The sequence below is a fragment of the Chromobacterium sp. ASV23 genome (assembly GCF_016428945.1).
Lineage (GTDB): Bacteria > Pseudomonadota > Gammaproteobacteria > Burkholderiales > Chromobacteriaceae > Chromobacterium > Chromobacterium sinusclupearum.
Genome location: NZ_JAELTR010000005.1, coordinates 1 through 23288, shown reverse-complemented (window position 1 = coordinate 23288; position 23288 = coordinate 1). Strand labels below are relative to the sequence as shown.

Sequence of the window (23288 nt, the reverse complement as noted above, 5' to 3'; positions counted from 1 at the left end):
TCCAAGCTCCTTACGACATGCGCACGCTGCTGGACAGGCGTTCGTGCGCCTGCGTCAGCGTGCTGAGGATCTCGCGCAGGTCGCTGGACACCTTGAGCGCTTTTTCCAGCGTCTCGTCGGCGCGCTTGAGCTGTTGTTCGGCCAGGCCGTGCTGATAGTCGGCCTCGGCCTGCTTTTCCTGCGCCTCCCGCAGTTCTGGATTGACGGCGACGCCGACGCTGCCGTCGACGATGCTGCCTATCCCCTTGCCGATATCGCCGGAATGAGCCAGCCAGCTGCCCTGCGCCGCGCCGAAGGCGGAGGCCGCGCCGGCCAGCCCCTGGGCGATGCCGGTGCCGATCTGCGCCCATGCCTGCTTGTTCTTGGCGTCGAATTCGGTTTCGATGGCCTGCATCCGGGTATCGAACGAGGTTTTCTGCATCTGGAAGGCGTTGTTCTGCTGAATCTGGTTGTATTGACGCAGCAGGTCGCGCAGTTTGCCGAACAACTGGCCCAGTTGCACCATCAGTTCGTTCAGCTGGCCGATGGCGTCGCCGCCTTGATTGCCGTCCACGCTGAGTACGGGCGTGCCGCTATTGATGGCGGCTGCGTTGGTGTTTGCAATGGTGTTCATAGACTTCTCCTTGAAAGTCAGGCGATATTGGCGGCAATGCTGCTGAGCACGGCGCCGGTCTTGTTCTGGGCTTCGGAACCGGCTGCCAGGGCCTTGCCGGCGCCGTCCATCAGATTGCCGATGTCTTCCTTGGCGCGTTTTTTCAGCTTTTCGAACTCGTCGAGCATGAACTGCATGAAGTTGCTTTCCGCCATCAGTTGCTGCACGACTTTCTGCAGCTCGGCGCGCTCCTTGGCGATTTCGCCCTGGAAGACGCCGTTGGCGCCTTGCAGGCTGGCGCGCGTCACGGCCTTGGCGGTGTTGGCGGCGCTCATCAGGCTGGCGTGGATCGCGGCTTTCACCACTTCGCGCTGCACCTCCTTGACCACTGACTTCGTCAACTCCTTGGCCGTGGTTTCGGCGCCGGTCTTGAGGGCCTTTTCCGCCACGGTTTCCACGGCGCGGGCCACCATCTGCTCGATGGCCTGTTTGCTGAAGGCTTCCAGCAAGTGGCCCTGGCCCAGGAAGCGGGTAGTCTGCTCCGCGATGTTCTTGGCGATTTGCTCCGAGACTTCCGCCGCCACATCGGAGGCCACCTGTTTGGCCACATCCTTGATGACTTCCTGCGCCACTTCCTTGCCGGCCGCGCCGCTGGTCTGCTTGATGGTGTTTTCCAGCAGCTCGCCAGCGCCTTTCTCCATGGCAGTTTCGGTGGCTTTGGCCATGGACTTGGCGGCCATGACGCCGCGGCCCACGCTGATGATGTCCACCATCATCCCGGCGATTTCAAAGCCCAGCTGGATCTTGCCGGCGATGTCGGCCACTTCTTTCCACTTTGCTGCGGCGTCGCCGTCTGAAACCAGGGCCATGGTTTCGGCAAATGCCTTGACCAGGCCGGAGCAGCCGGCCGCCAAATCCATGGCGCCGCCGGCCACGTCGCCGACGATGATCTTGGCGACGCCGCTGATCACCTCGGCCACCGAGACGATCCAGTCGACGATGGCCGAGAAGATGCCGGCTTTTTGCGCCTTGTTCTGGTCCTCTATCGATTTGTCTATCTGTTTGCGCAGGTCTTCGTTCTGGCGCAGGCGCAGGTTCTCCGCGCCCTGGGTGCGGATTTCCAGCGCCAGCGACTTCAGATCGGCGTTGTCGCCCAGCGATTTCACGCCCAGCAGGGCGGCGGCCAGGCTCATCGCCTCCATCGGCGTGCGTTCCAGCTGGGCCAGCGTGATGGGCTTGCCGTCCACGCGCGGGCCGAAGGCATCCAGAATCCGGTTGAGCGCGCCTTCGGCCAGGCGCAGCGTAACGGACTCGCGCGGGCGCGGCGGCGATTGGAAAGCATGCTCCTGGCCGCGTTGTTGGTCGCGCGGGCCTGGGGCGGCGAGCGGATCCAGCGCGCCCGCGCCTACCCGGCCGACGTTGCCGGCTGGCGGCGCATCTTCCGTGCGCCGGGCATCCCCCAGGCCGGCTGGGGAGAAGTTGTCGATGATGGTGTTCATGCGTGTTCCTCCTGAGGGAGAAGGGCGGCCTGGCGCAGGACCTCGGCCTTGATCGCGGCGTGTTCCGGTTTGCTGGCGCACCACTTGAGCGCGGCGGCGAAGGCTTTGCCCGCCTGCTCGGGATGGCCGGCCAGCTGGTGGCTGAGTCCGGCCAGATAGGCCGGGCGCGGGTCATCCAGCCGCAACAGCCCGGCTTGCCCGAAACTGAACACGGCCTCCTCGTGTTCCGACAGACGCTGGCAGGCGAGGCCCAATGCCAGCCAGTAGTCGAATTGCCAGTGCGACAGGCGGGCCAGCATCAGGTAGAAACGCTTGGCCCCCGCATAGTCGCCGGCGTCGAACAACTGGCAGGCATAGGAATAGACGCTGTCCAGATCGGCCGGGTCCAGATTGACCAGCGCCTGCAGCGTGCCGCCTTGATTGAAGAAGTCGCGCACGGTATCGAGGTCGTCTTGCTCGGTCATGTCCTTCTCCTTGTTGGCTTTAGCGGATGTTTTGCGAGATGGACTTGTTCATCTCGGCCAATAGCGACTGCATGCTGTTGATCAGGCTGACGCAGACGTTGTAGGACTGCATGGTCTTCTGGATCTGCAGCTGGGCCTGGGTGACGAAGTCGGAGCAGCGGCCGGAGTCGGTTTCCAGCGCGCCCTTGATTTCATTGAGCTGGCCCTTGTCCAGGCCGCCGGAGGCCTCGGCCAAGACGTCGGCGATGTGCTGCATGTGCTCGCGGCTGATGTTCTGGTAGCTGCGTTGCCCCACTTCCGGCAGCCCCCAGATGTAGTCGGCGCATTTCTGGCCATCCACCTTGATGCCGTGCTCATCCATATAGCTGACCACGTCTTGCCAGCTGTCCGAGCGCATTCCTTCCGGGCCGGCCTGGGCGATTTTCTCGCGCAGCTTGTCCAGAAACGGCAGCGCTGGATTATTCGCCTTCAAGTAGTCGTCGATGGATTTGCCGCCCACCGCGATGTTGTGATCCTTCAGGTACTGGATCACCTCCGGCGGCAGCGGCGCCTTGTCGCCGGCATTGGCCAGCTTGGAGAGGATGGCGTCCACCTGGTTGGCGGCTTGCTGGGAGTCGCGCGCGCGGTCGGCCTTGGCGCTCATCTGGTCGTATTTGCCTTGGGCAAGGTCGGAGAACAAGCTCATGAACTTGTACAGCACCGAAATGCCCTGCGACATGATGGAATCGCCCTGGCCGGCCTTGCGGTCGACATAGGCGCCGTAGTCGGGGTTGGCGGAAACCCCCCCGATTCCGGCGAAGCTGCTTGCTATGCTCATGGCGTGCGTCCTTAGCGGATGTTCTGGGCGATGGACTTGTTCATTTCGGCCAGCAGGGACTGCATGCTGTTGATCAGGCTGACGCAGACGTTGTAGGACTGCATGGTCTTCTGGATTTGCAGCTGGGCCTGGGTGACGAAGTCGGAGCAGCGGCCGGAGTCGGTTTCCAGCGCGCCCTTGATCACGTCCAGCTGGCCCTTGTTCAGGCCTTTGCCGTCCGGATGGCCGATACTCTTCAGGTAGTCTTCGATTCCGCTGGTTGAATTCTGGCCGTCGTTCTGCACCGTGATGCTGATGTTGTGGCTTTTCAGGTAGTCGATGACGGACTGGGGCAAGTCGGCCGTGCTGCCCGCATCCTTCAGTTGGGCAATGATGGAGTCCACCTGGTTGGCGGCTTGTTGGGAGTCGCGGGCGCGGTCGGCCTTGGCGCTCATCTGGTCATACTTGCCCTGGGCGAGGTCCGAGAACAAGGTCATGAACTTGTACAGCACCGAGATGCCTTGCGACATGATGGAGTCGCCTTGGCCGGCTTTGTTGTCGACGTAGTTGTTGTAGTCCTGGTTGACGATGGGCGAGCTGCTGGCAAAGTTGGTGGCGAATGTCATGATGAATTTCTCCTGAATGGTCAGATGAAGTTGCGGCCCAGCATCGGGCCTGCCTTGCGAGCGGCGGCGGGCTTGTCTGCGCCGCCGCTTCCCGCTTGCTTGAGCGACTCCTCAAGCGATTTGAAATTGCCCTGCAGGCTCTCCACGCACTGGGACAGCCGTTGATTGAGCGGGGCCAGTTCGCCCTGCATGGCGCGGGACAGGCGCTCAAGCCGCTGGCGCGCCTGGGCGTCCTGCGGCGCGCGTTGTTTGAGCGCGGCGATTTCCTGCTGCAGAAGCTGAAACGCCTGTAATTGCTCGCCCAGCCCTTGCTGGCGTTTCTGCAGGTCTTGCATCAGGTGTTGCAGCGGGTGAATAGCGGTTTGGCTCATCGTTTATTTCTCCCTTTATTGGGTAGGTTTGCCGGATGCTAGGCCGGTCCTTGCGGCTTAACTTTCGAAAAGTGGCGCTTTCTTTGGTGTTTTTCCGGCGTGGTTTGCATGCGTTTCGGTATTCATTTTTATCCGTGAGATGGGGGCGCGGGATAAGGTGAATACCTGAAATGGCGGAGGCGGGAAGGAAAAGAGTGGGCTATTTGAGTCCGGCTTTTTTTATGTCGCGTCGGCGATATAAAAAAGCTGGAAGGGTCATGTTTGCCAGGGTTTTTCTGTTTAAGCGCTTGGGAGTGCAACTAGGCTTCCATTTTCAGAAAATGAATGGTTTTGCCTGTGTCATATATTGAATGGGCTTGGTCAAATGCTGAAACATCAGCATGTTTTCGAAAGAGGCGGCATGGCTCATGGGATAGAGGATGGCTTCAATGCATATGCTATTTTCAATCGCCAAACAATCAGGGCAAGCCATGGCGCAAGATGTCTATTTCAAAGCGCTTTCTTCCGCTGTCCAGCTCGATTAAATTCGCGCTGACATGAATGAACGGCCCAGAATCCATGATTTTCAAAAGCGGTTTAAATCTTGATGATGCGAAAAAGTCGCGATCAACCATTGGCGGCGGTGCGAGGCCGGCGGCCGCATGATGGTGCGGGACGCTCCGGGCCAGGTCGGCGGCGTCTATGTCTATCGCCTTTCTGCGAGCAGTTGCTCAAGGACGAGAGTCAACCGCTCGGCAAGCCTCAGCAGTTCCGCCCCTGCGCTTCGCTTGCGCGCGAGGCGATGCGAACCGCCCAGCCGTCATCCAGCCGCAGCAGCTGTCCCAGCGCCAAGGTTTTGCCGTGCCTGGTAAGGTGCAGGGCGGGGTAAGCCGCGGCGCGCGGGAACAGCTGGGCTTCCGGCCTCCAGGACGCCAGATCGAGGGCCGAGAAACGGGCGCGTCCCGCTTCCACGACAAGACGTAACTCGCCTGCGGAGGGTTCTCCTAGCGGCAGCGCGGCGCCATCGACGACGGCATCGCCAGACTCCCGCAATAGAATTCGCCCTGGACAGGCCTGGGGGTGCAGCCAGAACGCATCCAGCGAGTCTGCCATGCCGATGATGGGGAGGGCGTCGCCGACGGCGACATCGGCCCAGTCTGGTTCAGTCAGCACGCACCAGCCCAGGGCCAGCGCCAGCTCATGCTCGCCTTGCGGCGATGGCTGCAGCGCCGCCAGCACAGCCTGCAGCCAGCCCGCCGGCGCCTGTTCCAGGTACAGCGGCAGGCGGCGTGATCCCATGCTCAGCGTCAGCCTCCAACCGAAGGCCGGCGCGGCGCCGCTTTCGACCGAAGCGGCAGTCAGGCTCGCTTGACCTGAGGCCTGCAGCCATCCATCCAGCGGCGACAGGGTCCAAGCCGCCAGCAGAGGCAGCAGTTCCGCATCGATCGGTCCGTGGCGCGGCACGGCCAGCTGCGGCTGCAGCCAGTCGCGCCATTCCGGTTCCGGCACCCAGAAGGCCAAGTCTTCGCCATCGCTGCGGGCGGTCAGCCGCAAGCCGTCGCCGCTAGGCTGGGCGAAGTCGCTGTCGAAACGGCAACCATCATGCTCCGCGCTGGCGCCGATGCGGCTGAGCTCAAAAAGACTGAGCGTGGCGGGCAGGCATTCATTGCTCATGATCGACCTCCAGTGTGACGTCCACCCCCAGCGCCGCCGATAGCGCAGCCTCCAGATTGCGCCTCTCTCTTTCCAGCCGCGCCGCCAGCGCGCCTGGCGGCGCGGACAGCCGCAGGCCCAGTCCGCCTCCCTGCCAGGATGCCTGCACAATCAGTCCTGCCAGCGGGCCGCTGCTGGCGCGTAAGGCGAGCGTCCGCTCGTCAATGGGTTGTGGCGGCGCATGAGGGAGGGGAGCCTCAGCCCAAGGTTGCAACTTGCTGGCCGCGGGCGGGCCAGCGGGCGATTCCGCTTCGTCCTGCGCGAGGGGAGGCTGCGGCAGGGGCGGACTCTGCCAGGGCATGCTCATATCGGGATGGGCCTGAGCGTCATCCAGCAGGGCGCGGAAGCGCTTGGCGTCATCCTGATGCGGCGCATGGGCGTCATGCTCTCCTTGCCCGCGCGACGATGGGCGGCTATTGGCGCTATGGCTTATCGGTGCGTACATGGTGATGCCTCATCCTGTTGGCGATTGGGGTGACGGCCTCAATGCTTGTGGTTGTGTTCGGACTCCAGCAGCAAGACGAGTTTTTCCTGTTCACGCAAATTGCGGCGCAGCAGGCTGTCTTGTTCGGCGCGCGCTTGCGCTAGCAGCGCGCGCTCAGCGGCCAGGGTTTCCAGTTCCCGCGCCAGGGTTTGATCTTCGCCTTCGAGTTTCGCCAGCGAAGAACGCAGCCTTTCCAGTCCGTGGTGATCGAAGCAGCCGCTTTGCCTGGCCAGCGATCGCCATTCCTGATACAGCGTGTGGCGGCGCGCGTGCACCGCATCCTGGCGCGCGCACAGCGCCAGCTCCTCGTCGGCCAGCCGGGCGAGCGCGGCGCGCAGGCTGCGTTCGCGGCGGCGTTTGACGTCCAGCAGCTGATTCAACATGGCAGCCCCACGGTTTCGGCAAGTTCGGCCAACACGGCGTCCAGGCGGACTTGCTCATCCACGCGTTGTCGCAGCAACTGATTGATCCGCGGGCGCCGCGCCATGGCATCGTCGGCGTCGACATCCTGTCCGGGGCGGTATTCGCCCACCCGCACCAACAGCTCTATCTCCTGCCATGCCGACAGCAGCTGGCGCAGGCGGGCGGCGGCCTCGCGGTGGGCAGGCGCCGCCACTTGATGCATGACCCGGCTGACGCTGGCGAGCAGGTCTATCGCCGGGTAGTGATTGGCCTCGGCCAGTTTGCGGGACAGCACGATATGGCCGTCCAGCAGCGATCGGACTTCCTCCGCCAGCGCATCCGCCTTGTCGTCCATCAGCACGGTGTAGAAGGCGGTGATGCTGCCGCGGGCGGCGGGGCCGGCCCGCTCCAGCAGGCGCGGCAGGCGGGCGTACAGGCTGGGCGGATAGCCGCCGGCGACGATGGGTTCGCCGGCCGCCAGCGCGATTTCGCGCACGGCGCGGGCGTAGCGGGTGAGGGAATCCACCAGCAGCAGCACGTTCTTGCCCTGATCGCGGAAGTGCTCCGCGATGGTGGTGGCGGTGGCGGCTGCCTTCAGCCGCTCCAGCGCCGGACGGTCCGAGGTGGCGACCACCACCACGCTGCGCTGGCGCGCCTCGGCGCTCAACACGTGCTCCAGAAACTCCCGCACTTCGCGCCCGCGCTCGCCGATCAAGGCCAGCACCACCACGTCGGCGTCGCTGCCGGCCGCCAGCATGCCCAGCAAGGTGCTTTTGCCGCAGCCGGCCGGGGCGAAGATGCCCAGGCGCTGTCCCACGCCGACGGTGAGCGCGGCGTCGATGGCGCGCACGCCCATCGGCAGCGCGGTATCGATGACGCTGCGTTGCATCGGGTCGGGCGGGTCGCTGTCGATTTCCCTGCGGCTGCTCGCTGGCGGGGCCGGCAGACCATCTATCGGACGGCCCAGCGCGTCGACTACCCGTCCCAGCATGGCATCGCCGACGCCGATGTCGGCGCGGCGTCCGCTGGGTCGCACCAGCATGCCGCTGCACAAGCCGACGGGCTCGCGATACGGCGACAGCAGGGCCTCCTCGCCGACGATGGCGACCACCTCTGCCGGATCGTCGACAGGCAGGGCGCATAATTCTCCCAGGCCCGCGCCGGGCAGGTGGGCGCGCAGCAGCGTGGCGCCGACTTCGGACAGCCTGCCTTCCAGCCGCCCTGCGCGGCCCATCTCCAGTTGCGGCGGCTCGATGGCGTCCAGCACGGCGAAGTAATCAGGCAGTCGCATGGGCGTCTCCTATCAGTTCCACATGGCCCAGCACCTTGAGTTCCGCCTCGTCCCCCAATTCCTGGAATGACAGGACCGGCACCGAGAACAGGTCGCGCTCGATCAGCTTGCGCACGAAGCGGCGCACATCAATCGCGGTGACCAAGGCCATGCCCGCTGCGCCGCTCTTTTCCAGCGAGGATCGTATCTCGCCGATGATGGCCTGGTTCTCCTCCGTGCTGAGCGCGGAGTAGGAGCCGGCGGAGGTCTGGCGGATCGATTCGCGTATGGTCTGCTCGATATGGCCGCCGATGACCCAGGCGCTGATCCAGGGTTGGCCGCGGCGCTGGCGGCCGACGATATGGCGGCGCAGCGCCAGCCTGGCGTACTCGGTCAGCATCACCGGGTCTTTTTCGCGCGGCGCCCACTCCACCAGCGCCTCGAACACGGCGCGCAGATCGCGGATGGACACCCCTTCGGCGACCAGGCGCTGCAAGACATCGGCCACGCGGCCCACTGGCAGCTGCCGCTGCAGTTCCTTCACCAGCTCGCCGTAGCGTTGCTCCATCTGGTCCATCAGGTAGCGGGCCTCCTGCACGCCTATCAGCTCGGCGGCGTAGCGGTCCAGCGCCAGCGACACCAGATGGACCACGCGTTCGGCGTCCCGATACAGCGTGTGTCCCAGCGCGGCCAAGCCGGCTGCCTGATCCGGCGCAATCCATTGCAGCGTGATGCCGCCGAATGGCAGAGTGTCGCGCGCGGCGGCCTGCGGCAGCGCGGGGCTGGCCGCATCCAGCAGCAACATGGGGCGCAGTTCCAGTTGCAGCACCGGCTCTTGATACAGCAGGAAAACCATCTGGCGCGGCGGCAGGCTGGCGTCGGCCTGCAGCAGGATTTCCGGCAAGGGCAGGCCAAGCTGTTCCAGCTTTTGTCCCCGCAACTCGCTCAAGCTGCCTGCCAGCGCGCCGCCCTGGGCCAGTTCCGGGTGGACGCGCAGCAGCAGCGGAATGGCGCCGATGGCCGGCGCGGCGTCTGCCGCATTGCTGCCGTCCGCGCTGTCAGTCGCATGGCCGGATGAGGCGTCGCGCCCATCCCGCCGCGATACCCACCAGGCGGTGCCGGCCACGGCGGCGGCCAGCGCCAGGAACACCACGACGGGAAAGCCGGGCAGGCAGGCGAACAGCGCCAGCACCGCCGCCACGATCCACAAGGCCTGGCGCTGGCGCAGGATCTGCGAGGACAGTTCGGCCGCCAGGTTGCGCCGCGTTTCGCCCGGCACGCGGGTGACGATGATGCCGGCGGCGATGGAGATCAGCAGCGCGGGAATCTGCGCGATCAGCCCGTCGCCCACCGACAGGATGGCGTAGGTGGAGGCGGCCTCGCTCGCGCTCATCTCATGCATGAACACGCCTACGCAGATGCCGCCGAAGATGTTCACCAGGATGACGATGATGGAGGCGATCGCGTCGCCTTTGACAAACTTCATCGCGCCATCCATGGCGCCGTAGAGCTGGCTTTCCTTCTGGACCAAGGCGCGTTCGCGCTTGGCTTGCGCCGCGTCGATGATGCCGGCGCGCATATCGCCGTCTATGCTCATCTGCTTGCCCGGCATGCCATCCAGCGAAAAGCGCGCGCTGACTTCGGCCACCCGTTCCGAGCCTTTGGTGATGACGATGAATTGCACCACGGTGATGATGGCGAACACGATCAGCCCCACCGCAAGGTTGCCGCCCACGGCGAAATTGCCGAAGGTGTAGACGATCTCGCCGGCGTCGTGCTGCAGCAGGATAAGGCGGCTGGTGCTGATGGTCAGGGCCAGCCGGTATAGCGTGGTGATCAGCAGCACGGCGGGGAAGGCGGAGAACTCCATCGGCTCGCGGATATACACCGCCATCATCAGCAGCGTGATGGACAGGGCCAGGTTGATGGCGATCAGCACATCCACCAGCAGGGTGGGCAGCGGCACGATCATCATGAAGATGGCCATCAGCAGCATGGCGGCCAGCACCACATCCTGGCGCGACTGCAGGCCCTGCAGCCAGTCATTGATCTTTTTCATGCGAGTCCTCCATGACGCGGTCCATCAATCGGCGCTGTTGGCGGGAAAGGCTGGCCCAATGCTCTGCCCCGCTATCCTGCGGCGCGGTGGTGGCCAGCCACAGACAGCCGCGGGCGATCCAGGCGCGCAAAGGCACGCCGCCGCCGGCTTCGGGCTGCAGCAGGCCAAGCAGGCGCAGCAGCGTCGCCTGGCCTTGTTCGCGGCGTATTGGCCGCGATAGCGCCAGTCTGGCCCGGCCTGCGTGCTGTTCCAGATAGAAGGTGTCCCGGCCTAGCCGTATAGCCAGATTCGACGACGCGGATGCGCCTTGCGCATCCATCAGGCGTAGCCAGAGTTCCGACTGTCGTTGCCATTGCAGGTCCATCATCGCTCTCCGATTCGATGAGCTAAGCATGCCTTTGGTCTTGGCCGTGGGGGATAGGGTAAACACCTGATCTGCCGATGCGCGCAACACGGTGTGCGAGTTGGCGGTAGAACTGTGCGGGTTTTGGCTGGGGATTCAGCCGCCACGAGGCGGCTGATTGGCCTAGACGAGGGAGAGCAGAGTGTGAAGATGGGTTTGCTGGTTGACGACTGCTTGCGGAATGCCAAATAGCTTGCCCAAAGTCGTATGGCCCACAGGTTGTTGATGTAGGGCGCGCGCCACATCCGGGGCGTCCAGGGCGTAATCGTCCATCAATTGGCGCAGCGCCTCTTTTTGAGGCGTGGCGGCATAGCGCAGCATGGAGTCTTGTTCGGTAAGGTGCCCTTTGGCGCATAGATCGCGCAGATTTTGATAGTCGCCGTGCCAAAGCTCGCTTTTCAGCCGGTCGCCGCGGAATTCCATATTTGATGAAATCCGATTGGACAGCACCAGATCTCCCGTTTTGAATCTGGCAATAAATTTGGATGGATCCGCATGCTCTGTGACAGCCAGCAGGTTCTCCCGGCCATATCGGGAATCATCCAGGCTTGACCGCAGCATTTGCTGAGTATCCGGGTCGTCGCTCATGCACTGGATATTCGACTCCATATAACTGTCCAGCGTAAAAGAATCGGGATGGTGAGCGACGAACTGGCGGAATTCCATCCCAATCTTGCCGACGCAGAAATCATTGAACGGCGTCTCCGGGGTATCGGCCAGCATGCCGGCCTGGTAGACAGTGTGCTCGGCGATGCGGAGCGCGTATCCCCATTTTCCATCCTTGCCCGGCGCGTGGACATCTACCAAGAAATCATTTTGGTGCCTGGGGTGAGCAAGCTCGGTCAGGCGTTCAAACTTTTCCAGCATTCCCAACGGTTCCCGGTTTTGTTCGGAAGGTCGATGTATGCTGTTGAACAGGGTTTCTATCGCCTGCCTTTTCACGCCGCCTTGGAAGTAGTCCTTGATCTTGTCCCATAATCCCATTTTGCTTGCTTCCGCAAGCGTGTTCGCGCTGATGATTCTGTCGATGCGACTCTCATTGAAATTGAAATTTTGCTGTTTGCCGACACTGATTTCAATGGCCATGATTGCACTCTCCTTGATTGTGGCTTGTCATTTCCTATAGCTTTTTTTAATCTTTGGCGCCTGCGCAAGTGGCTTATTGCACGGTATGAGGCGTCCGGTCCTGATTGGGGGCTATCATGTGATTGTTCTCCTGTTGGGCCTGTCTGCTATTGATAACTCAATGTGTCTATGCCGCTTGTCGGTCCAGCGGTTAATCCTTGCGGTCGTGCTTCTGCTATGGCTGAATCATCGGTCAGATACCATCTTCCATTTCTTTGCACATAAGCGGTGTAGTGACCATTATTAAAGTAAGTGAAGCCGCTTAGCTGGCTGTTTTTTGGAATATTGGCGTAGCTGATTGGCATGGATAGGAGGTAGTTGCTTTGCAGGCCAGCAGGAATGGACTGAAACATATTTGGGTAGATAAAGTCGAGATTGATATTCAAGCCGCTCGCGTCAAAGGCAAATAGATCATGGGGCGAGCCTGGACCTGTTTTTGGCACATGGGGCAGGCTGCGGATATAGCTGACGACCTTTTTAAGTTCGACTTCAAGTTGAGCGGCATTGCGCGTGTCATAGGCGGATAAAAAAGCCTCGAATCCCTGATTTGGGTGCTGCTTCAGCACCGCTAGACGAAGTGAGGGCTGATTGACGATTAATTGCAGCGCGGCATTGATGAAGCAGCTTGCGCCAAGATTGGCCAGACCAATAGGCTGATCTTGGTCGGCGCCAAGGGTTTTGAACGCCAGCGACGCAGCTTGCGTCAGCCGCTGATTGTCTTGAGTCGCTACGCTTGTGCCAATCCTGATTTGGTATTGCTTGCCAGACAGGAGCGGCTTCATGGGCAGTACGATGATATTTCTGCCATCCGCTGTAGGCGTAAGAACGTGTGAGGCAACATGCCGCCATTATCCGGATCGATCAATTGAATCGTATTGTCATTTTGCGTGGAAATTGCCATGTTTTTGTCAAAAGACAAGCGAATCATGCCATGGCTGGATATTCCGGAATCGATAATGTTGCTGTCGCGGAACATGACTTTGAATTCATGCGGCGATGGGTTTGCTTGTGATGCTTCAGTCTGCTTGCTGGGGGCGAGGGATGGGTTTGATTCGCCGCCGCCGCCGCCGCCGCAGGCGCTGAGCATCATGGATAGCGTGAAGGAAATCCAGTGTCTTGAATGGGGCAGGGTCTTAATATTTTCTATCTTGTTCATGATTCATATTTAAATTAGAGCGGCCATTTGATACGGCTCATGATTGTGAGTATGAGTCATTCATTCAGCGCCGCTGTGTAGCCTCCGCCAGGCTGCATCGGGTTAGGCTGTTTTTTTGAATCGGATGGCCGCATTTTTATCAGCGGAAATGGTCCTCAATGATTTGCAGCGGGGCAAACTGCCTCACCGTCGGCGAGGCAGGCTCGGATTCGATGACTTCCCAGCCATCCAGCAGCCTGCTTTCATCAACTTGCGGCGGCAATGGCGCGTTGCCGGTTCGGTAGATCTGCACGATATTGGACCCCTTGCCTAAGCCATAGTATTTGTCAAAGTCCTGCCTGCCCTTGGCTGAGTTGAGCTGGTAGGTCAGGCCGAACTGGCCATCGACGACAAAGGTGCTCTCGCCGCTGCGCACTAGATTCATGGCATGGGAAAACCCTTTGCCTTTGACTGGAACCATGATGATGTTCCGGCTGTCGGGATGGCTGCGGCTTAACAGTTGTTCAGATAAGGGAGAGGTCTGTTCCAGCGAAAACGAGCTGTAGTTTTCCGCAGCGACGTTTTGCGGCAATCTGCCCTGAGCGGTGCTTTGCGCCACCCAGAAATCATCGATCCGCCCGCCTTCCAGCGCGGCAAGATTCTTCTCCACGGCCTTGCTGCAGATGACGCAATTCTGGTTGAGGGCGCCGCTGGAAAAATAGCTCCAGGCGTTGCTCAGCATGCCTTTGATTTGATGGGGGTTCGTGTGCTTGGCGATGAAGTCGAGCGAGGCGCCTAAGCCTTGTTCGGTTTTGCTGCGGAATTCCGCCGTCCGGTATGTTTCGCGCGCCAGGCCGTCTTCGAAGCTTGGCGCGTCCGTGATCTTGTCCAGCATCGGTTCCTGCTGCGATAGGGAGAGGTCGGCGATTTCGAAGTCGTCATCGCGGGTTTGATGCAGCGGTGTCGGAGAGGGATTGAAACCAAGCATGATGCGCGCTCGCAGTTGTGGAAACTGGGCCAGTATGCTGATGGGGCAAACGATACGCAGTCCGGTAAACACCTGAGTCGGAAGGAGGAGGGTTCAGGTGTAGACCCGATGGGGCATCGGCAAGGCGAAACGGACAATGGATTCCAGAAATATCTGGAGCACAATCATGTCCCTGACCGAACAACCCGTTGCGTTGATCACCTTGCTGGCCGCCTTGTCATTGCTGCCGCTGCTGGTGGTGATGGGCACATCTTTTCTGAAGCTGTCCGTGGTATTCGCCTTGCTGCGCAATGCGCTGGGCGTCCAGCAGATTCCTCCCAATATCGCCCTGTATGGGCTGGCGCTGATCCTGTCGCTGTTCATCATGACGCCGGTCGGCATGGCGGTGCAGGACCGGCTGGCCGCTTCGCCGGCGGAGCCGCAAGCCAGCCTGTTGTCCCGGCTATCTGACAATACGCTCGACCCGTATCGCCAGTTTTTGAAAAAACACACCGCGCCGGCGCAGCTGCGCTTCTTCCGCGACGCGGCGCGCAAGAACTGGCCGGACGATATTCGCGCCCGCGTCAGCGACGACTCGCTGCTGTTGCTGATGCCGGCCTTTGCGGTGAGCCAGCTGATTGAAGCCTTCAAGATCGGCCTGCTGCTGTTCCTGCCTTTCATCGCCATCGACCTCATCGTCTCCAATGTGCTGCTGGCCATGGGGATGATGATGGTGTCGCCGATGACCATCTCCATGCCTTTCAAGCTGCTGGTTTTTGTGCTGGTGGGCGGTTGGGACCGTTTGCTGGGGCAGCTCTTGCTGTCTTATCGCTGAGGAGCGCGCCATGGGACAGGCGGAAATCGTGCAACTGGCCAGCGAGCTGTTGTGGCTGGTGCTGATGCTGTCGTTGCCGGTGGTGCTGGTGGCGTCGGTGGTGGGGGTGCTGGTGGGGCTGGTGCAGGCGCTCACCCAGATCCAGGACCAGACGGTGTCCTTTGTCATCAAGCTGGTGGCCGCTTGCGTCACGCTGGCGCTGACCTACCACTGGATGGGCGAGGCGCTGCTGACTTACGCCATACGCAGTTTCGATTTGATCTCGCGCATGGGGAGCTAGGCATGGACGAGCTGAATCGCTGGTGGCCGCTGCTGGGCGTGGCGATGATGCGTCCGCTGGGGGCGATGCTGCTGCTGCCCTTGTTTGGCTCGTCCATGCTGGGGGGCACGCTCACGCGCAACGCGCTGGCGCTGATGGCCACGCTGCCCATATTGCCGCTGTTGTCGCCGCTGGCGCTGCCCGATCCCATGCAGGCGCCGGCGGCCTATGCGCTCATCCTGGCCAGCGAGCTGGCGCTGGGGCTGATGCTGGGCTTTTCCGCCGCCATTCCGTTTTGGGCGCTGGACATGGCCGGTTTTGTATTGGACACCATGCGCGGCGCCTCTATGGCCGGCGTCTTCAATCCGCTGATGGGCGGACAATCGTCGCCGCTGGGCGGGCTGTTTTCGCAGATGGCGGCGGTGCTGTTCATGGCCTTGGGCGGCTTCCATGCTTTCCTCTCCACGCTTTACGCGTCCTACCATACGCTGCCGCCTGGCCTGGGCTGGCATTGGGCGGGCCAGTTCATCCCCATGCTGCAGCGCGAATGGCACACGCTGTACACGCTGACGCTGGGCTTCGCCATGCCGGCGATGGTGATGATGGTGCTGATAGACCTGGCGCTGGGTTTGATCAATCGTTCGGTGCAGCAGCTGAATGTGTTTACGCTGTCGATGCCGATCAAGAGCGCCGCCACCCTGCTGATGCTGATCATCGGCTTGCAGTTTGGCTTGTCCGATGTCTTGGCGCGTTTCGAGCACTTTGATGGCGGACTGATCCGCATGCTGGAATCGGCGCCATGAGCGAGAAGACGGAAAAGCCCACGGCCAAACGCCTGCGCGATGCCCGCGACGAAGGGCAGGTGGCCAAGAGCCAGGAGGTGAACGCCGTGGTGCAACTGGGGCTGATCCTGCTATGGCTGGGCGCGGAAGGGCATGCGCTGTACGCGGGGCTGGCCGGTTTCATCCATGGCTGCATCGATGCGGTCAATCTGCCGCTGGAAAGCGCCATGGCTCAGCTGACAGGCCAATTTGCCGAGCTGTGCCTGCGCTTCGTGTTCGGCTTGGCGGGATTGCTGGCATTGGCGCTCACGCTGACCGGCTTGATCCAGTCCGGCTTCCTGTTTGCCCCCAAGGCCATCCAGCCGTCGGCGCAGCGGATCAATCCGCTGTCCAACGCCAAGCAGATGGTGTCGCTGATGAAGCTGTTCGAACTCTGCAAGATGCTGCTGAAGGTGGGCGTGCTGGGCGTGACTTTCGCCTACTTGATAGAGCGTTACGCCGCGTCGTTCGCGCACCTGCCGCAGGCGGGCCTGGCGGCCGGGCTGGCGGTGTGCGCGCAGATGGCGCAGTGGATGTGGGCCATCCTGCTGGCGGTGACGGCGGTATTCGCCGTGGCCGATTACGCCATGCAGCATTATCAGTTGCGCAAGCAGCTGATGATGTCGCACGAAGACATCAAACAGGAGTTCAAGAATTCCGAGGGCAGCCCGGAGGTCAAGCAGCGCCGGCGCGAAATGCATCGCGAGGTGCAAAGCGGCAGCCTGGCCGGCAAGGTGGCCAAGTCGTCGGTGGTGGTGCGCAATCCGACTCATATCGCCGTCTGCCTGCGCTACGAAGAGGGCGAGACCCCCTTGCCGCAGGTGCTGGAGTACGGCCGCGACGCGCTGGCGCTGCACATCGTCAGCCTGGCTGAGAAACAAGGCATCCCCGTAGTGGAGAACGTGCCGCTGGCGCGCGCGCTGTTAGCCTCCACCCGGCCTGGCGATTACATACCGGAGCCTTTGTTCGCCGCAGTGGCTCAGGTGCTGAGCCTGGTTATGGATGCGATGGAGGATGGCGATGAGGCTTAGTCGAATCCCGTGGCGCAGACTGGCGCTGCTGTTCTGGGCCTTATGCGGCCTGAGCCGTATGGTTTCTGCCGAGGGCTTGCAGTGGTACGTCGTCCCGCCTGGCGGCGATGGGCCTTCCGCCATGGCGCCGCTGCCAGCGTCCCCGAAAGCGATGCCCGCGCCCGCTTCCCCCTCTGGAGCGGAGGGGAAGTCCTTGCGCTATGGTGAGCTGATCGACGACGTGGCGCAGCGCCACGCCCTGGATCCGCTGCTGGTGCACGCGGTGGTGGAGATGGAATCGGCTTATCGGCCGGAGGCGATATCGGACAAGGGCGCCATTGGACTGATGCAAGTGATGCCGGCAACCGGCATGCGCTTCGGCCAGCGCGCGCTGACCGAGCCGCGCGCCAATCTAGAAGCCGGCGCCGCCTACCTCAGCTGGTTGATGCGCCGTTTCGATGGCCGCCTGGAATTGGCGCTGGCCGGTTATAACGCAGGGGAGGGTGCGGTGGTGCGCTACGGCAATGCGGTGCCGCCGTATGAGGAAACCCAGACGTATGTGCGAAAAGTGATGGCGCGCTATGCCCGTTTGCGCGGCGGCGCCAGCCCTGGTGTCCCAGCGTCGGACGTGCCTGCTGCCGCCGTGGCGGCAGCCCGGCGCGCGGGCAAGCCGAAGGCCACTATGGGCGGCGTGGGCGATATGGGACAATTGTGGCGCATCTTCACCGGCGGCTCGAATGCCGGCGGAGCGAACGGAACCTGATGAGAGACCCTATGCCGAATCTGCCCTGGCGCTCGTCGCTGCCATTCCGTCTGGCCCTGGTCCTGGGCGGGGCCATCGCGCTGTTCTGGCTGCTCAGCGCCAGCGCGGTGCTGTTTCTGGACTTCAAGGAAACCCGCGAGGCCTTGGCGCACAAGGTGGAGGCCATGACCCGCAGCGTGGGGGAGCAGCAGAGCGCAGAGCTGAGAAGCGCCGCGCGCGACGTGATGACGCTGTTCAATTCCTGGCGAACGCTGGACGACAAGACGCAACGCGGCGACAAGCATTATCTCGTGACGCACTATGTCCTGCTCGATGAGACGCGCAGCGATCCGCCTGCCCAGGTGCGGCGCGCCATGGATTTCGTCGAGTCCTACGGCAGCAGCGGCGTGGGCAAGTTCGTCGATACCTTTGTCGTGCTGGATAGCGGCATCGTGATTTCCAGCGCCAACAGCTCGCGTCGCGAAACTGCCCGCCACCTGGAAGATTTGTACAAGCTGCGCGATTTGCCGCCGCGCGCCGGCCTGGTGTGGGGGCGTCCTTATCAGGGCCTTGACGGCGGATGGCAAGTGGCCATCGCCGCGCGCGATCCTGCGACCGGCGCCATGGTGGGGGTGACGGTGCATCTTTCGCTGCGTTTTGCTCTGGAGTGGCTAAGCAAGACCGACGACGGCGCCCTGATCTGGCTGGGGGACGATGGCTGGCCGTTCGCTCCGCTGCCGGCCATCGCGCCGACCGGCTTGATAGAGCAGCTGCCGGCTTGCAAGAAGCCGTTCATCCAGAGCATGCAGGGAGTCAGCATCATCTGCGTCAATGTCGAGCCTACCGGCTGGCGTCTGATCGAGATCTATCCAACGGAGCGCATCACCCAGCGTGCGCTGGCGGAGCTGCCCAAGCATCTGCCGGTGGCCTTGCTGTCGCTGCTGGGGCTGGTGGTTTTGCTGTATGTCGTGCTGCAGCGCAGCCTGGGGCGCACGCTGTCCAATATCGTGCACATCATCAGTCCGCAAGAGGCGGTGAGCAAACAGCAGCGTCTGCCTGAGGAAAGGCAGGACGAACTGGGACAGATCGCCCACGCCTACAACCGGCTGCTGGACGCGGTGCAAGCGCAATACGCCGAGTTGGAAGCCAAGGTGGAGGAGCGCACCGCGGAGTTGAACGAAGCGCGTTGCCGCGCCGAGCGGGCCAATGCCAATAAGAGCGAGCAGCTCACCAATATCAGCCATGAGATCCGCACGCCGCTGAATGGCATCGTCGGCGCGCTCAGGCTGCTGGGGCGCACCGAGTGCGACGCCAATCAGCACGATCTGGTCGATACCGCGCTCAAGTGTTCCGGCCACTTGCTGGAAATCATCAACAATCTGTTGGATTTTTCGCGGATCGAGTCCGGGCAGATGGTGGTGACGCCTTCGCTGCAAGACCCGCTGGCGTTGATAGACCAGGCCATGTTGACGGTGCAGCTGCCGGCGCAGGACAAGGGCCTGGCGCTGCGTTGTCTGGTGGATTCGAGTTTTCCGTCCCAGTTTCTGACCGATGGCCTGCGCCTGCGGCAAATCCTGATCAATCTGCTCGGCAACGCCGTCAAGTTCACCCAGGAAGGGTGCGTGACCTTATCGGCCTGGAGCACCGATGGCCGGGTCTGTTTCAGCGTGCGCGACAGCGGTCCGGGCATTCCGCCGGAAAAATACGCTGAGGTCTTCATCGCCTTCCGCCAGTTGGAAGGCTTTGTGGCGGGCAGCGGGCTGGGGCTGCCCATCGCGCGCAGCCTGGCTCAGCTGTTGGGCGGCGATCTGCGGCTGATCCCGGTGGAGAGCGGCGCCTGCTTTCAACTGGAGCTGCCGCTGGGAGAGGCGAGTCCGGGACGAGTGGCCGACTGCGGCCCCATCGCGGCGCCGGAGCGTTTGCATCCGCAGCTGCGCGCCTGGGGCTATGCGCCGCAAGCCGGAGACAATCCAGCCTTGGACGCGCCGGAGCTGGCGTTCCTGCCCGCCCGGCTGCGCCAGCATCTGGAGCCGGACCGCACGCCTGACATTAGCCTGAGGGAGGAGGCCTTGCCGGTGTCGCCTTGGTCGCTGAACGTGCTGCTCGTGGACGACGTCGACACCAATCGCGACATCGTCGGCCGCATGGTGCGCCAGCAGGGGCATCGGGTATGGGAGTCGGCATCCGGCGAGGACGCCTTGGCCCTGGGGCGCGCCCATGTGTTCGATCTGGTGCTGATGGATATGCGCATGCCGGGCTTGTCCGGCGGAGAAACGGTTGCGCTATGGCGCGACGAGGCCAGCGGCATGCTGGACCCGGATTGCCCCATCATCGCCCTTACCGCCAATGCCCAGCCTGGCGAGCGCGAGCGGCTGCTGGGGGCCGGCTTCAACGAATACCTGACCAAGCCGGTATCGCCGGAGATGTTGGCGCGTGCCCTGGATTTTGCCGCCGATCAGCAACTGGCCCGCGGCATGGAGCTGGAGCCTAATTCCGGCAGCGAACAGCCGCTGTTGGGCACGGACCCGGCGCTGCTGTCGCGCGTGGCGGCGGACCTGCGCGAATATTATCGACGCCTGGGCCAGGCGTTGGAGGCGCGAGACGAGGCCGAGTGCCGGATGCTGCTGCACACGCTCAAGGGCCTGGCCGGCCAGGCGGGGCTGGATCTGCTGCGGGAGGCGGCGGAGCACTGGGAGGCTTTGTTGAACCAGGGCGATGCCTTGTCGCCTGGCGCATGGGAAGTGTTCGGCCGCCTGATAGAGAGCGAGCTGGGCGCCGATTGACGCCGCGCCGGCCGCATCAGTATTCCAGCACCCCCAGCCGGCGCGCCCAGTTGCTCAACTCCGCGGCATTGTGCGCATCCAGCTTGCGCATCAGGTTCAGCCGGTGCGTTTCCACGGTTTTCAGGCTGATGGACAGCAGCTCGGCGATATCGCGGTTGCGGCGGCCTTCGGCCACCAGCTTCAGCACCTGGCGCTCGCGCAGCGTCAGCGGCGTGTCGCCGGGCATGGGCGCGCGTTCCGCCGCGTCCAGCGTTTCCAGCTTCAGCGCCGGATCGACATAGCTCTTGCCCAGCGCCGCGTGTTGCAGCGCGGCCAGCAGCACCTGTTGCGGGCTTTGCTTCAGCACGTAGGCCAGGGCGCCGGCAGACAGCGCGGCCCTGCCGCGATGCTCTTCGGTGGAGGCCGTGACCACTACGATGCGCAACGCTTCCCAGCGGCGGCGCAACTGGTGGATCACGTCGATGCCGTCCATGCCGGGCAGGCCCAGGTCCAGCAGCACCATGTCAGGGGCCAGGCGCTGGCAGGCCTCATACACCGCCAGTCCATCGGAAACGGTGCCGACCACCTCGTAACGCGGCTGGCTGGCCAGCAGGTTGCGAATGCCGTCTATCAGCAAGGCGTGGTCTTCGACGATCAGGACGCGAAGCGCCGAGGCGGAAGCTAGAGTCATCACCGTCAATCCTTTTATTGTTCATTGTCGAATGATTATAAGCGCATTTCAGGTGTGCACCTGATGCGCGGATGCGCCGCCCCCCGGCAGCATAGGCGACATGAACAGAACACTTGATCCCGCCGCCGCGCTGCATTGGCTGGCCGCGCGTCTGGCCCGCCCGCAGTGGTCGCTTGCCGATACCGTCGTGACCGGGCAATTGGGCGAGCGCGCCGCGCGCGCCCGCCGCTTCGATACCGGATTGACGGTGGCGCTGACGCTGGACCGCTCGCCGCGGCAGGCTGCAGGCGCTTGCCTGTTGCTTGCCGCCACACCGGAGGCCGGCGATGACGCGCTGTATCTGTCTGGCGACAGGCTGTGGCTGCTGCGGCGGTATCCGGTGGCATTGACCGAAGTGGAACTGGACTTGCTGTTCAAGCAGCAGCAGGCGATGGCCGCGCTGCTGGCTGCGCGGGAACGCGCCGCTCCCGTTCCGCTGCCTATTGCCGGGAGGTATGCATGAAAGCCCCGATTCTGATCGCCGCCGCGCTGGCGTCCGCCGGCGCGGCCGCCCAGCCCATTCCTTGGCGCGGCCAGCCTTTCTTCGTGTCCAGCCGCAATACGCCGCTGGCTTCCGTGCTGAAGGACCTGGGCGCCAATTACGGTTTGCCGGTGGTGGTCAGCCCCAAGATCACCGAGGCCTACGCCGGAGCCTTGCGCGACCAGCCAAAAGGAAAGGCGCTGGCCGAGCTTTCCCGCTTGTATCAGCTGCTGCCTTACTACGATGGCAACTCGCTGTATGTCTACAAGGCCCAGGAGGTGGATCAGGCATTGCTGGCGCCGGCCTATGTCGGCGCGGACCAGTTGTCGCGGCTGATCGGGCAGAGCGGCCTGCTGGATGGCGCGGCCTGCCGGCTGCATGCGGTGGGCGCGTCCAATTCGCTGCAAGTCAGCGGCGTGCCGGTGTGCCTGAGTCGGGTGAGCGCGCTGGCCAAGCAACTGGACGAGCAGAATCTCAACCAGGAGCAGAACAAGGAAACGGTGGCCATCTATCCCCTCAAGTACGCCAGCGCCGCGGATACCAGCTATTCCTACCGCAGCCAGACGGTGACGGTGCCGGGCGTGGTGTCGGTGCTGCGGGAGATGGCGCAGGGCCGGGCGCTGCCGCTGCCGGACAACAAAACGCCGGCGCCGGCCGATGCCAGCGGCTTGCCGACTTTCTCCGCCGATACCCGGCAGAACGCCGTGCTGATCCGCGATCGCCGCAAAAACATGAATCTGTATGCTGATCTGATTCCCAAGCTGGACCAGCGTCCGACGCTGGTGGAAATCTCGGTGGCCATCATCGACGTGGACGCCGCCGACATCAACGAGCTGGGCATAGACTGGTCCGCATCGGCCCGCATCGGCGGTGGCACGGTCAATTTCAATACCGATGGCGGCCTGGCTTCGGACAGCTTCTCCTCGCTGGTGTCCAACTCCGGCAACTTCATGTTGCGGCTGTCCGCGCTGGAGCAGAAGTCCAAGGCCAAGATCGTGTCCCGCCCGTCGGTGGTGACGCTGGATAACGTGCAGGCGGTGCTGGACCGCAGCATCACGTTCTACACCAAGCTGGTCAGCGAGAAGAACGCCAAGCTGGAGTCGGTGACCGCCGGGGCGCTGATGCGCGTCACGCCGCGCCTGATTCATGAAACCGATGGCGACAAGGTGCTGCTGACGCTGAACATCCAGGATGGCCGGCAGGACAAGCCGATCAGCCGCGCCGAACCGCTGCCGCAGGTGCAAAACGCCGAAATCGCCACCCAGGCCACGCTGAATCTGGGCCAGGGCTTGTTGCTGGGCGGCTTTGTCCAGGACGAAAACATCGAAGGCGTGCGCAAGATTCCGCTGCTGGGCGATCTGCCGCTGATTGGCGGGCTGTTCCGCAGCACCACCAAGAGCGAGCGCAACGTGGTGCGCCTGTTCCTGATCAAGGCCGAGCCGCGGAAGTTGTGAGGTTGTCATGGAAGCTGCATTCAAACTCAAATTGCTGAACGGCCCTTTGGCGGGGCGAGAGCTTTTCCTGCCCGAAGGCGCGTTCACCGTAGGCGATGGCGACAGCGATCTGTCGCTGCCGCTGGAAGGCGGGGGAACGGCGACGCTGGAGGTTTCGGCCGACGCGGTCATGCTGTCCAGCCCGGCCGCGTGCTGGGTGGACGGCCGGCGCTGCGCGCCCGGTCCCTTGCCGCAGCGGCGGGCCGTCGATCTGGCCGGCGTGCATCTGGTGCTCTGTCTCTTATACACATCTCCGAGCCCACGAGACTC

At 63.0% G+C, this 23288-nt stretch carries 25 protein-coding genes; 8 read left to right on the top strand and 17 right to left on the bottom strand.

All coding sequences use genetic code 11. The features are described from left to right. Positions 1-10 precede the first annotated feature (10 nt). The 16 genes from JHD59_RS03785 to JHD59_RS03710 form a co-directional block, all read right to left on the bottom strand. Complete coding sequence (locus tag JHD59_RS03785; protein WP_103319709.1) at positions 11-613, bottom strand: type III secretion protein; 603 nt, start codon at positions 611-613, stop codon at positions 11-13. 17 nt (positions 614-630) lie between these two features. Continuing rightward, complete coding sequence (gene sctE / locus JHD59_RS03780) at positions 631-2091, bottom strand: type III secretion system translocon subunit SctE (RefSeq protein ID WP_103319711.1); 1461 nt, start codon at positions 2089-2091, stop codon at positions 631-633. Further along, positions 2088-2555, bottom strand: a complete 468-nt coding sequence (locus tag JHD59_RS03775) for a SycD/LcrH family type III secretion system chaperone (protein ID WP_071110374.1) — start codon at positions 2553-2555, stop codon at positions 2088-2090. Before JHD59_RS03775 ends, sctE begins: the two co-directional genes overlap by 4 nt. A 19-nt stretch (positions 2556-2574) precedes the next feature. Beyond that, a complete protein-coding gene (locus JHD59_RS03770; protein ID WP_199153206.1) occupies positions 2575-3372 on the bottom strand; it encodes a hypothetical protein in 798 nt (265 codons plus the stop codon). Between the two features lie 11 nt (positions 3373-3383). Beyond that, entirely contained in the window at positions 3384-3977 is a 594-nt protein-coding gene (locus JHD59_RS03765; protein WP_199153205.1) for a hypothetical protein, read from the bottom strand. A gap of 20 nt (positions 3978-3997) precedes the next feature. Further along, the gene (locus JHD59_RS03760; RefSeq protein ID WP_103321769.1) at positions 3998-4348 is read right to left on the bottom strand and encodes a hypothetical protein; all 351 of its coding nucleotides are present in this window, start codon (positions 4346-4348) and stop codon (positions 3998-4000) included. Positions 4349-5089: 741 nt separating this feature from the next. Beyond that, positions 5090-6001 carry a hypothetical protein gene (locus tag JHD59_RS03755; RefSeq protein WP_199153204.1) on the bottom strand — a complete coding sequence of 304 codons (912 nt, stop codon included), beginning with the start codon at positions 5999-6001 and terminating at the stop codon, positions 5090-5092. After that, a complete protein-coding gene (locus JHD59_RS03750; protein WP_199153203.1) occupies positions 5991-6485 on the bottom strand; it encodes a hypothetical protein in 495 nt (164 codons plus the stop codon). The genes JHD59_RS03755 and JHD59_RS03750 overlap by 11 nt, the downstream gene beginning before the upstream one ends. A 38-nt stretch (positions 6486-6523) precedes the next feature. Continuing rightward, positions 6524-6907 carry a type III secretion protein gene (locus JHD59_RS03745; protein ID WP_103321772.1) on the bottom strand — a complete coding sequence of 128 codons (384 nt, stop codon included), beginning with the start codon at positions 6905-6907 and terminating at the stop codon, positions 6524-6526. Then, positions 6901-8217 (bottom strand): FliI/YscN family ATPase, encoded by a 1317-nt coding sequence (locus JHD59_RS03740; RefSeq protein ID WP_233163883.1) that lies wholly within the window; start codon positions 8215-8217, stop codon positions 6901-6903. Before JHD59_RS03740 ends, JHD59_RS03745 begins: the two co-directional genes overlap by 7 nt. Then, on the bottom strand, positions 8204-10255 hold the full coding sequence (locus tag JHD59_RS03735) for an EscV/YscV/HrcV family type III secretion system export apparatus protein (RefSeq protein WP_199153202.1): 2052 nt from the start codon (positions 10253-10255) through the stop codon (positions 8204-8206). Before JHD59_RS03735 ends, JHD59_RS03740 begins: the two co-directional genes overlap by 14 nt. Next, positions 10239-10619 (bottom strand): hypothetical protein, encoded by a 381-nt coding sequence (locus JHD59_RS03730; RefSeq protein WP_199153201.1) that lies wholly within the window; start codon positions 10617-10619, stop codon positions 10239-10241. The genes JHD59_RS03735 and JHD59_RS03730 overlap by 17 nt, the downstream gene beginning before the upstream one ends. A 162-nt stretch (positions 10620-10781) precedes the next feature. Then, positions 10782-11744, bottom strand: coding sequence for a hypothetical protein (locus tag JHD59_RS03725; protein WP_103321775.1), 963 nt, complete (start codon positions 11742-11744; stop codon positions 10782-10784). Between the two features lie 146 nt (positions 11745-11890). Further along, on the bottom strand, positions 11891-12565 hold the full coding sequence (locus JHD59_RS03720; protein WP_199153200.1) for a hypothetical protein: 675 nt from the start codon (positions 12563-12565) through the stop codon (positions 11891-11893). Next, entirely contained in the window at positions 12562-12939 is a 378-nt protein-coding gene (locus JHD59_RS03715; protein WP_199153199.1) for a hypothetical protein, read from the bottom strand. Before JHD59_RS03715 ends, JHD59_RS03720 begins: the two co-directional genes overlap by 4 nt. Before the next feature lie 139 nt (positions 12940-13078). Beyond that, on the bottom strand, positions 13079-13813 hold the full coding sequence (locus tag JHD59_RS03710; RefSeq protein ID WP_199153198.1) for a hypothetical protein: 735 nt from the start codon (positions 13811-13813) through the stop codon (positions 13079-13081). Between the two features lie 259 nt (positions 13814-14072). Between JHD59_RS03710 and sctR the strand changes: the two genes are divergently transcribed. From sctR to JHD59_RS03680, 6 genes are all read left to right on the top strand, one after another. After that, entirely contained in the window at positions 14073-14720 is a 648-nt protein-coding gene (gene sctR / locus JHD59_RS03705; RefSeq protein ID WP_043627572.1) for a type III secretion system export apparatus subunit SctR, read from the top strand. A gap of 10 nt (positions 14721-14730) precedes the next feature. Further along, positions 14731-15000, top strand: coding sequence for a type III secretion system export apparatus subunit SctS (sctS, locus tag JHD59_RS03700; protein WP_199153197.1), 270 nt, complete (start codon positions 14731-14733; stop codon positions 14998-15000). 2 nt (positions 15001-15002) lie between these two features. Then, a complete protein-coding gene (gene sctT / locus JHD59_RS03695; RefSeq protein ID WP_199153196.1) occupies positions 15003-15782 on the top strand; it encodes a type III secretion system export apparatus subunit SctT in 780 nt (259 codons plus the stop codon). Continuing rightward, a complete protein-coding gene (locus tag JHD59_RS03690; protein ID WP_199153195.1) occupies positions 15779-16831 on the top strand; it encodes an EscU/YscU/HrcU family type III secretion system export apparatus switch protein in 1053 nt (350 codons plus the stop codon). The genes sctT and JHD59_RS03690 overlap by 4 nt, the downstream gene beginning before the upstream one ends. Before the next feature lie 193 nt (positions 16832-17024). After that, positions 17025-17573, top strand: coding sequence for a lytic transglycosylase domain-containing protein (locus tag JHD59_RS03685; RefSeq protein ID WP_233163882.1), 549 nt, complete (start codon positions 17025-17027; stop codon positions 17571-17573). 11 nt (positions 17574-17584) lie between these two features. After that, positions 17585-20335 carry a two component system sensor kinase gene (locus JHD59_RS03680; protein WP_199153193.1) on the top strand — a complete coding sequence of 917 codons (2751 nt, stop codon included), beginning with the start codon at positions 17585-17587 and terminating at the stop codon, positions 20333-20335. Between the two features lie 16 nt (positions 20336-20351). Here the strand turns inward: JHD59_RS03680 and JHD59_RS03675 are convergent, their stop codons facing one another. After that, entirely contained in the window at positions 20352-21005 is a 654-nt protein-coding gene (locus tag JHD59_RS03675) for a two component system response regulator (RefSeq protein ID WP_103317997.1), read from the bottom strand. Positions 21006-21105: 100 nt separating this feature from the next. Here JHD59_RS03675 and JHD59_RS03670 point away from each other — a divergent pair, with 100 nt between their 5' ends. Next, the gene (locus JHD59_RS03670) at positions 21106-21507 is read left to right on the top strand and encodes a protein EsaB (RefSeq protein WP_103317995.1); all 402 of its coding nucleotides are present in this window, start codon (positions 21106-21108) and stop codon (positions 21505-21507) included. Next, the gene (locus tag JHD59_RS03665) at positions 21504-22979 is read left to right on the top strand and encodes an EscC/YscC/HrcC family type III secretion system outer membrane ring protein (protein ID WP_199153191.1); all 1476 of its coding nucleotides are present in this window, start codon (positions 21504-21506) and stop codon (positions 22977-22979) included. Before JHD59_RS03670 ends, JHD59_RS03665 begins: the two co-directional genes overlap by 4 nt. The last annotated feature ends 309 nt before the right edge of the window (positions 22980-23288 follow it).

Excerpts from the sequence above, each read along its gene's own strand:
- JHD59_RS03785 (WP_103319709.1), bottom strand. The coding sequence starts at position 613 with ATGAACACCATTGCAAACACCAACGCAGCCGCCATCAATAGCGGCACG.
- sctE (WP_103319711.1), bottom strand. The coding sequence starts at position 2,091 with ATGAACACCATCATCGACAACTTCTCCCCAGCCGGCCTGGGGGATGCC.
- JHD59_RS03775 (WP_071110374.1), bottom strand. The coding sequence starts at position 2,555 with ATGACCGAGCAAGACGACCTCGATACCGTGCGCGACTTCTTCAATCAA.
- JHD59_RS03770 (WP_199153206.1), bottom strand. The coding sequence starts at position 3,372 with ATGAGCATAGCAAGCAGCTTCGCCGGAATCGGGGGGGTTTCCGCCAAC.
- JHD59_RS03765 (WP_199153205.1), bottom strand. The coding sequence starts at position 3,977 with ATGACATTCGCCACCAACTTTGCCAGCAGCTCGCCCATCGTCAACCAG.
- JHD59_RS03760 (WP_103321769.1), bottom strand. The coding sequence starts at position 4,348 with ATGAGCCAAACCGCTATTCACCCGCTGCAACACCTGATGCAAGACCTG.
- JHD59_RS03755 (WP_199153204.1), bottom strand. The coding sequence starts at position 6,001 with ATGAGCAATGAATGCCTGCCCGCCACGCTCAGTCTTTTTGAGCTCAGC.
- JHD59_RS03750 (WP_199153203.1), bottom strand. The coding sequence starts at position 6,485 with ATGTACGCACCGATAAGCCATAGCGCCAATAGCCGCCCATCGTCGCGC.
- JHD59_RS03745 (WP_103321772.1), bottom strand. The coding sequence starts at position 6,907 with ATGTTGAATCAGCTGCTGGACGTCAAACGCCGCCGCGAACGCAGCCTG.
- JHD59_RS03740 (WP_233163883.1), bottom strand. The coding sequence starts at position 8,217 with ATGCGACTGCCTGATTACTTCGCCGTGCTGGACGCCATCGAGCCGCCG.
- JHD59_RS03735 (WP_199153202.1), bottom strand. The coding sequence starts at position 10,255 with ATGAAAAAGATCAATGACTGGCTGCAGGGCCTGCAGTCGCGCCAGGAT.
- JHD59_RS03730 (WP_199153201.1), bottom strand. The coding sequence starts at position 10,619 with ATGGACCTGCAATGGCAACGACAGTCGGAACTCTGGCTACGCCTGATG.
- JHD59_RS03725 (WP_103321775.1), bottom strand. The coding sequence starts at position 11,744 with ATGGCCATTGAAATCAGTGTCGGCAAACAGCAAAATTTCAATTTCAAT.
- JHD59_RS03720 (WP_199153200.1), bottom strand. The coding sequence starts at position 12,565 with ATGAAGCCGCTCCTGTCTGGCAAGCAATACCAAATCAGGATTGGCACA.
- JHD59_RS03715 (WP_199153199.1), bottom strand. The coding sequence starts at position 12,939 with ATGAACAAGATAGAAAATATTAAGACCCTGCCCCATTCAAGACACTGG.
- JHD59_RS03710 (WP_199153198.1), bottom strand. The coding sequence starts at position 13,813 with ATGCTGGACAAGATCACGGACGCGCCAAGCTTCGAAGACGGCCTGGCG.
- sctR (WP_043627572.1), top strand. The coding sequence starts at position 14,073 with ATGTCCCTGACCGAACAACCCGTTGCGTTGATCACCTTGCTGGCCGCC.
- sctS (WP_199153197.1), top strand. The coding sequence starts at position 14,731 with ATGGGACAGGCGGAAATCGTGCAACTGGCCAGCGAGCTGTTGTGGCTG.
- sctT (WP_199153196.1), top strand. The coding sequence starts at position 15,003 with ATGGACGAGCTGAATCGCTGGTGGCCGCTGCTGGGCGTGGCGATGATG.
- JHD59_RS03690 (WP_199153195.1), top strand. The coding sequence starts at position 15,779 with ATGAGCGAGAAGACGGAAAAGCCCACGGCCAAACGCCTGCGCGATGCC.
- JHD59_RS03680 (WP_199153193.1), top strand. The coding sequence starts at position 17,585 with ATGCCGAATCTGCCCTGGCGCTCGTCGCTGCCATTCCGTCTGGCCCTG.
- JHD59_RS03675 (WP_103317997.1), bottom strand. The coding sequence starts at position 21,005 with ATGACTCTAGCTTCCGCCTCGGCGCTTCGCGTCCTGATCGTCGAAGAC.
- JHD59_RS03670 (WP_103317995.1), top strand. The coding sequence starts at position 21,106 with ATGAACAGAACACTTGATCCCGCCGCCGCGCTGCATTGGCTGGCCGCG.
- JHD59_RS03665 (WP_199153191.1), top strand. The coding sequence starts at position 21,504 with ATGAAAGCCCCGATTCTGATCGCCGCCGCGCTGGCGTCCGCCGGCGCG.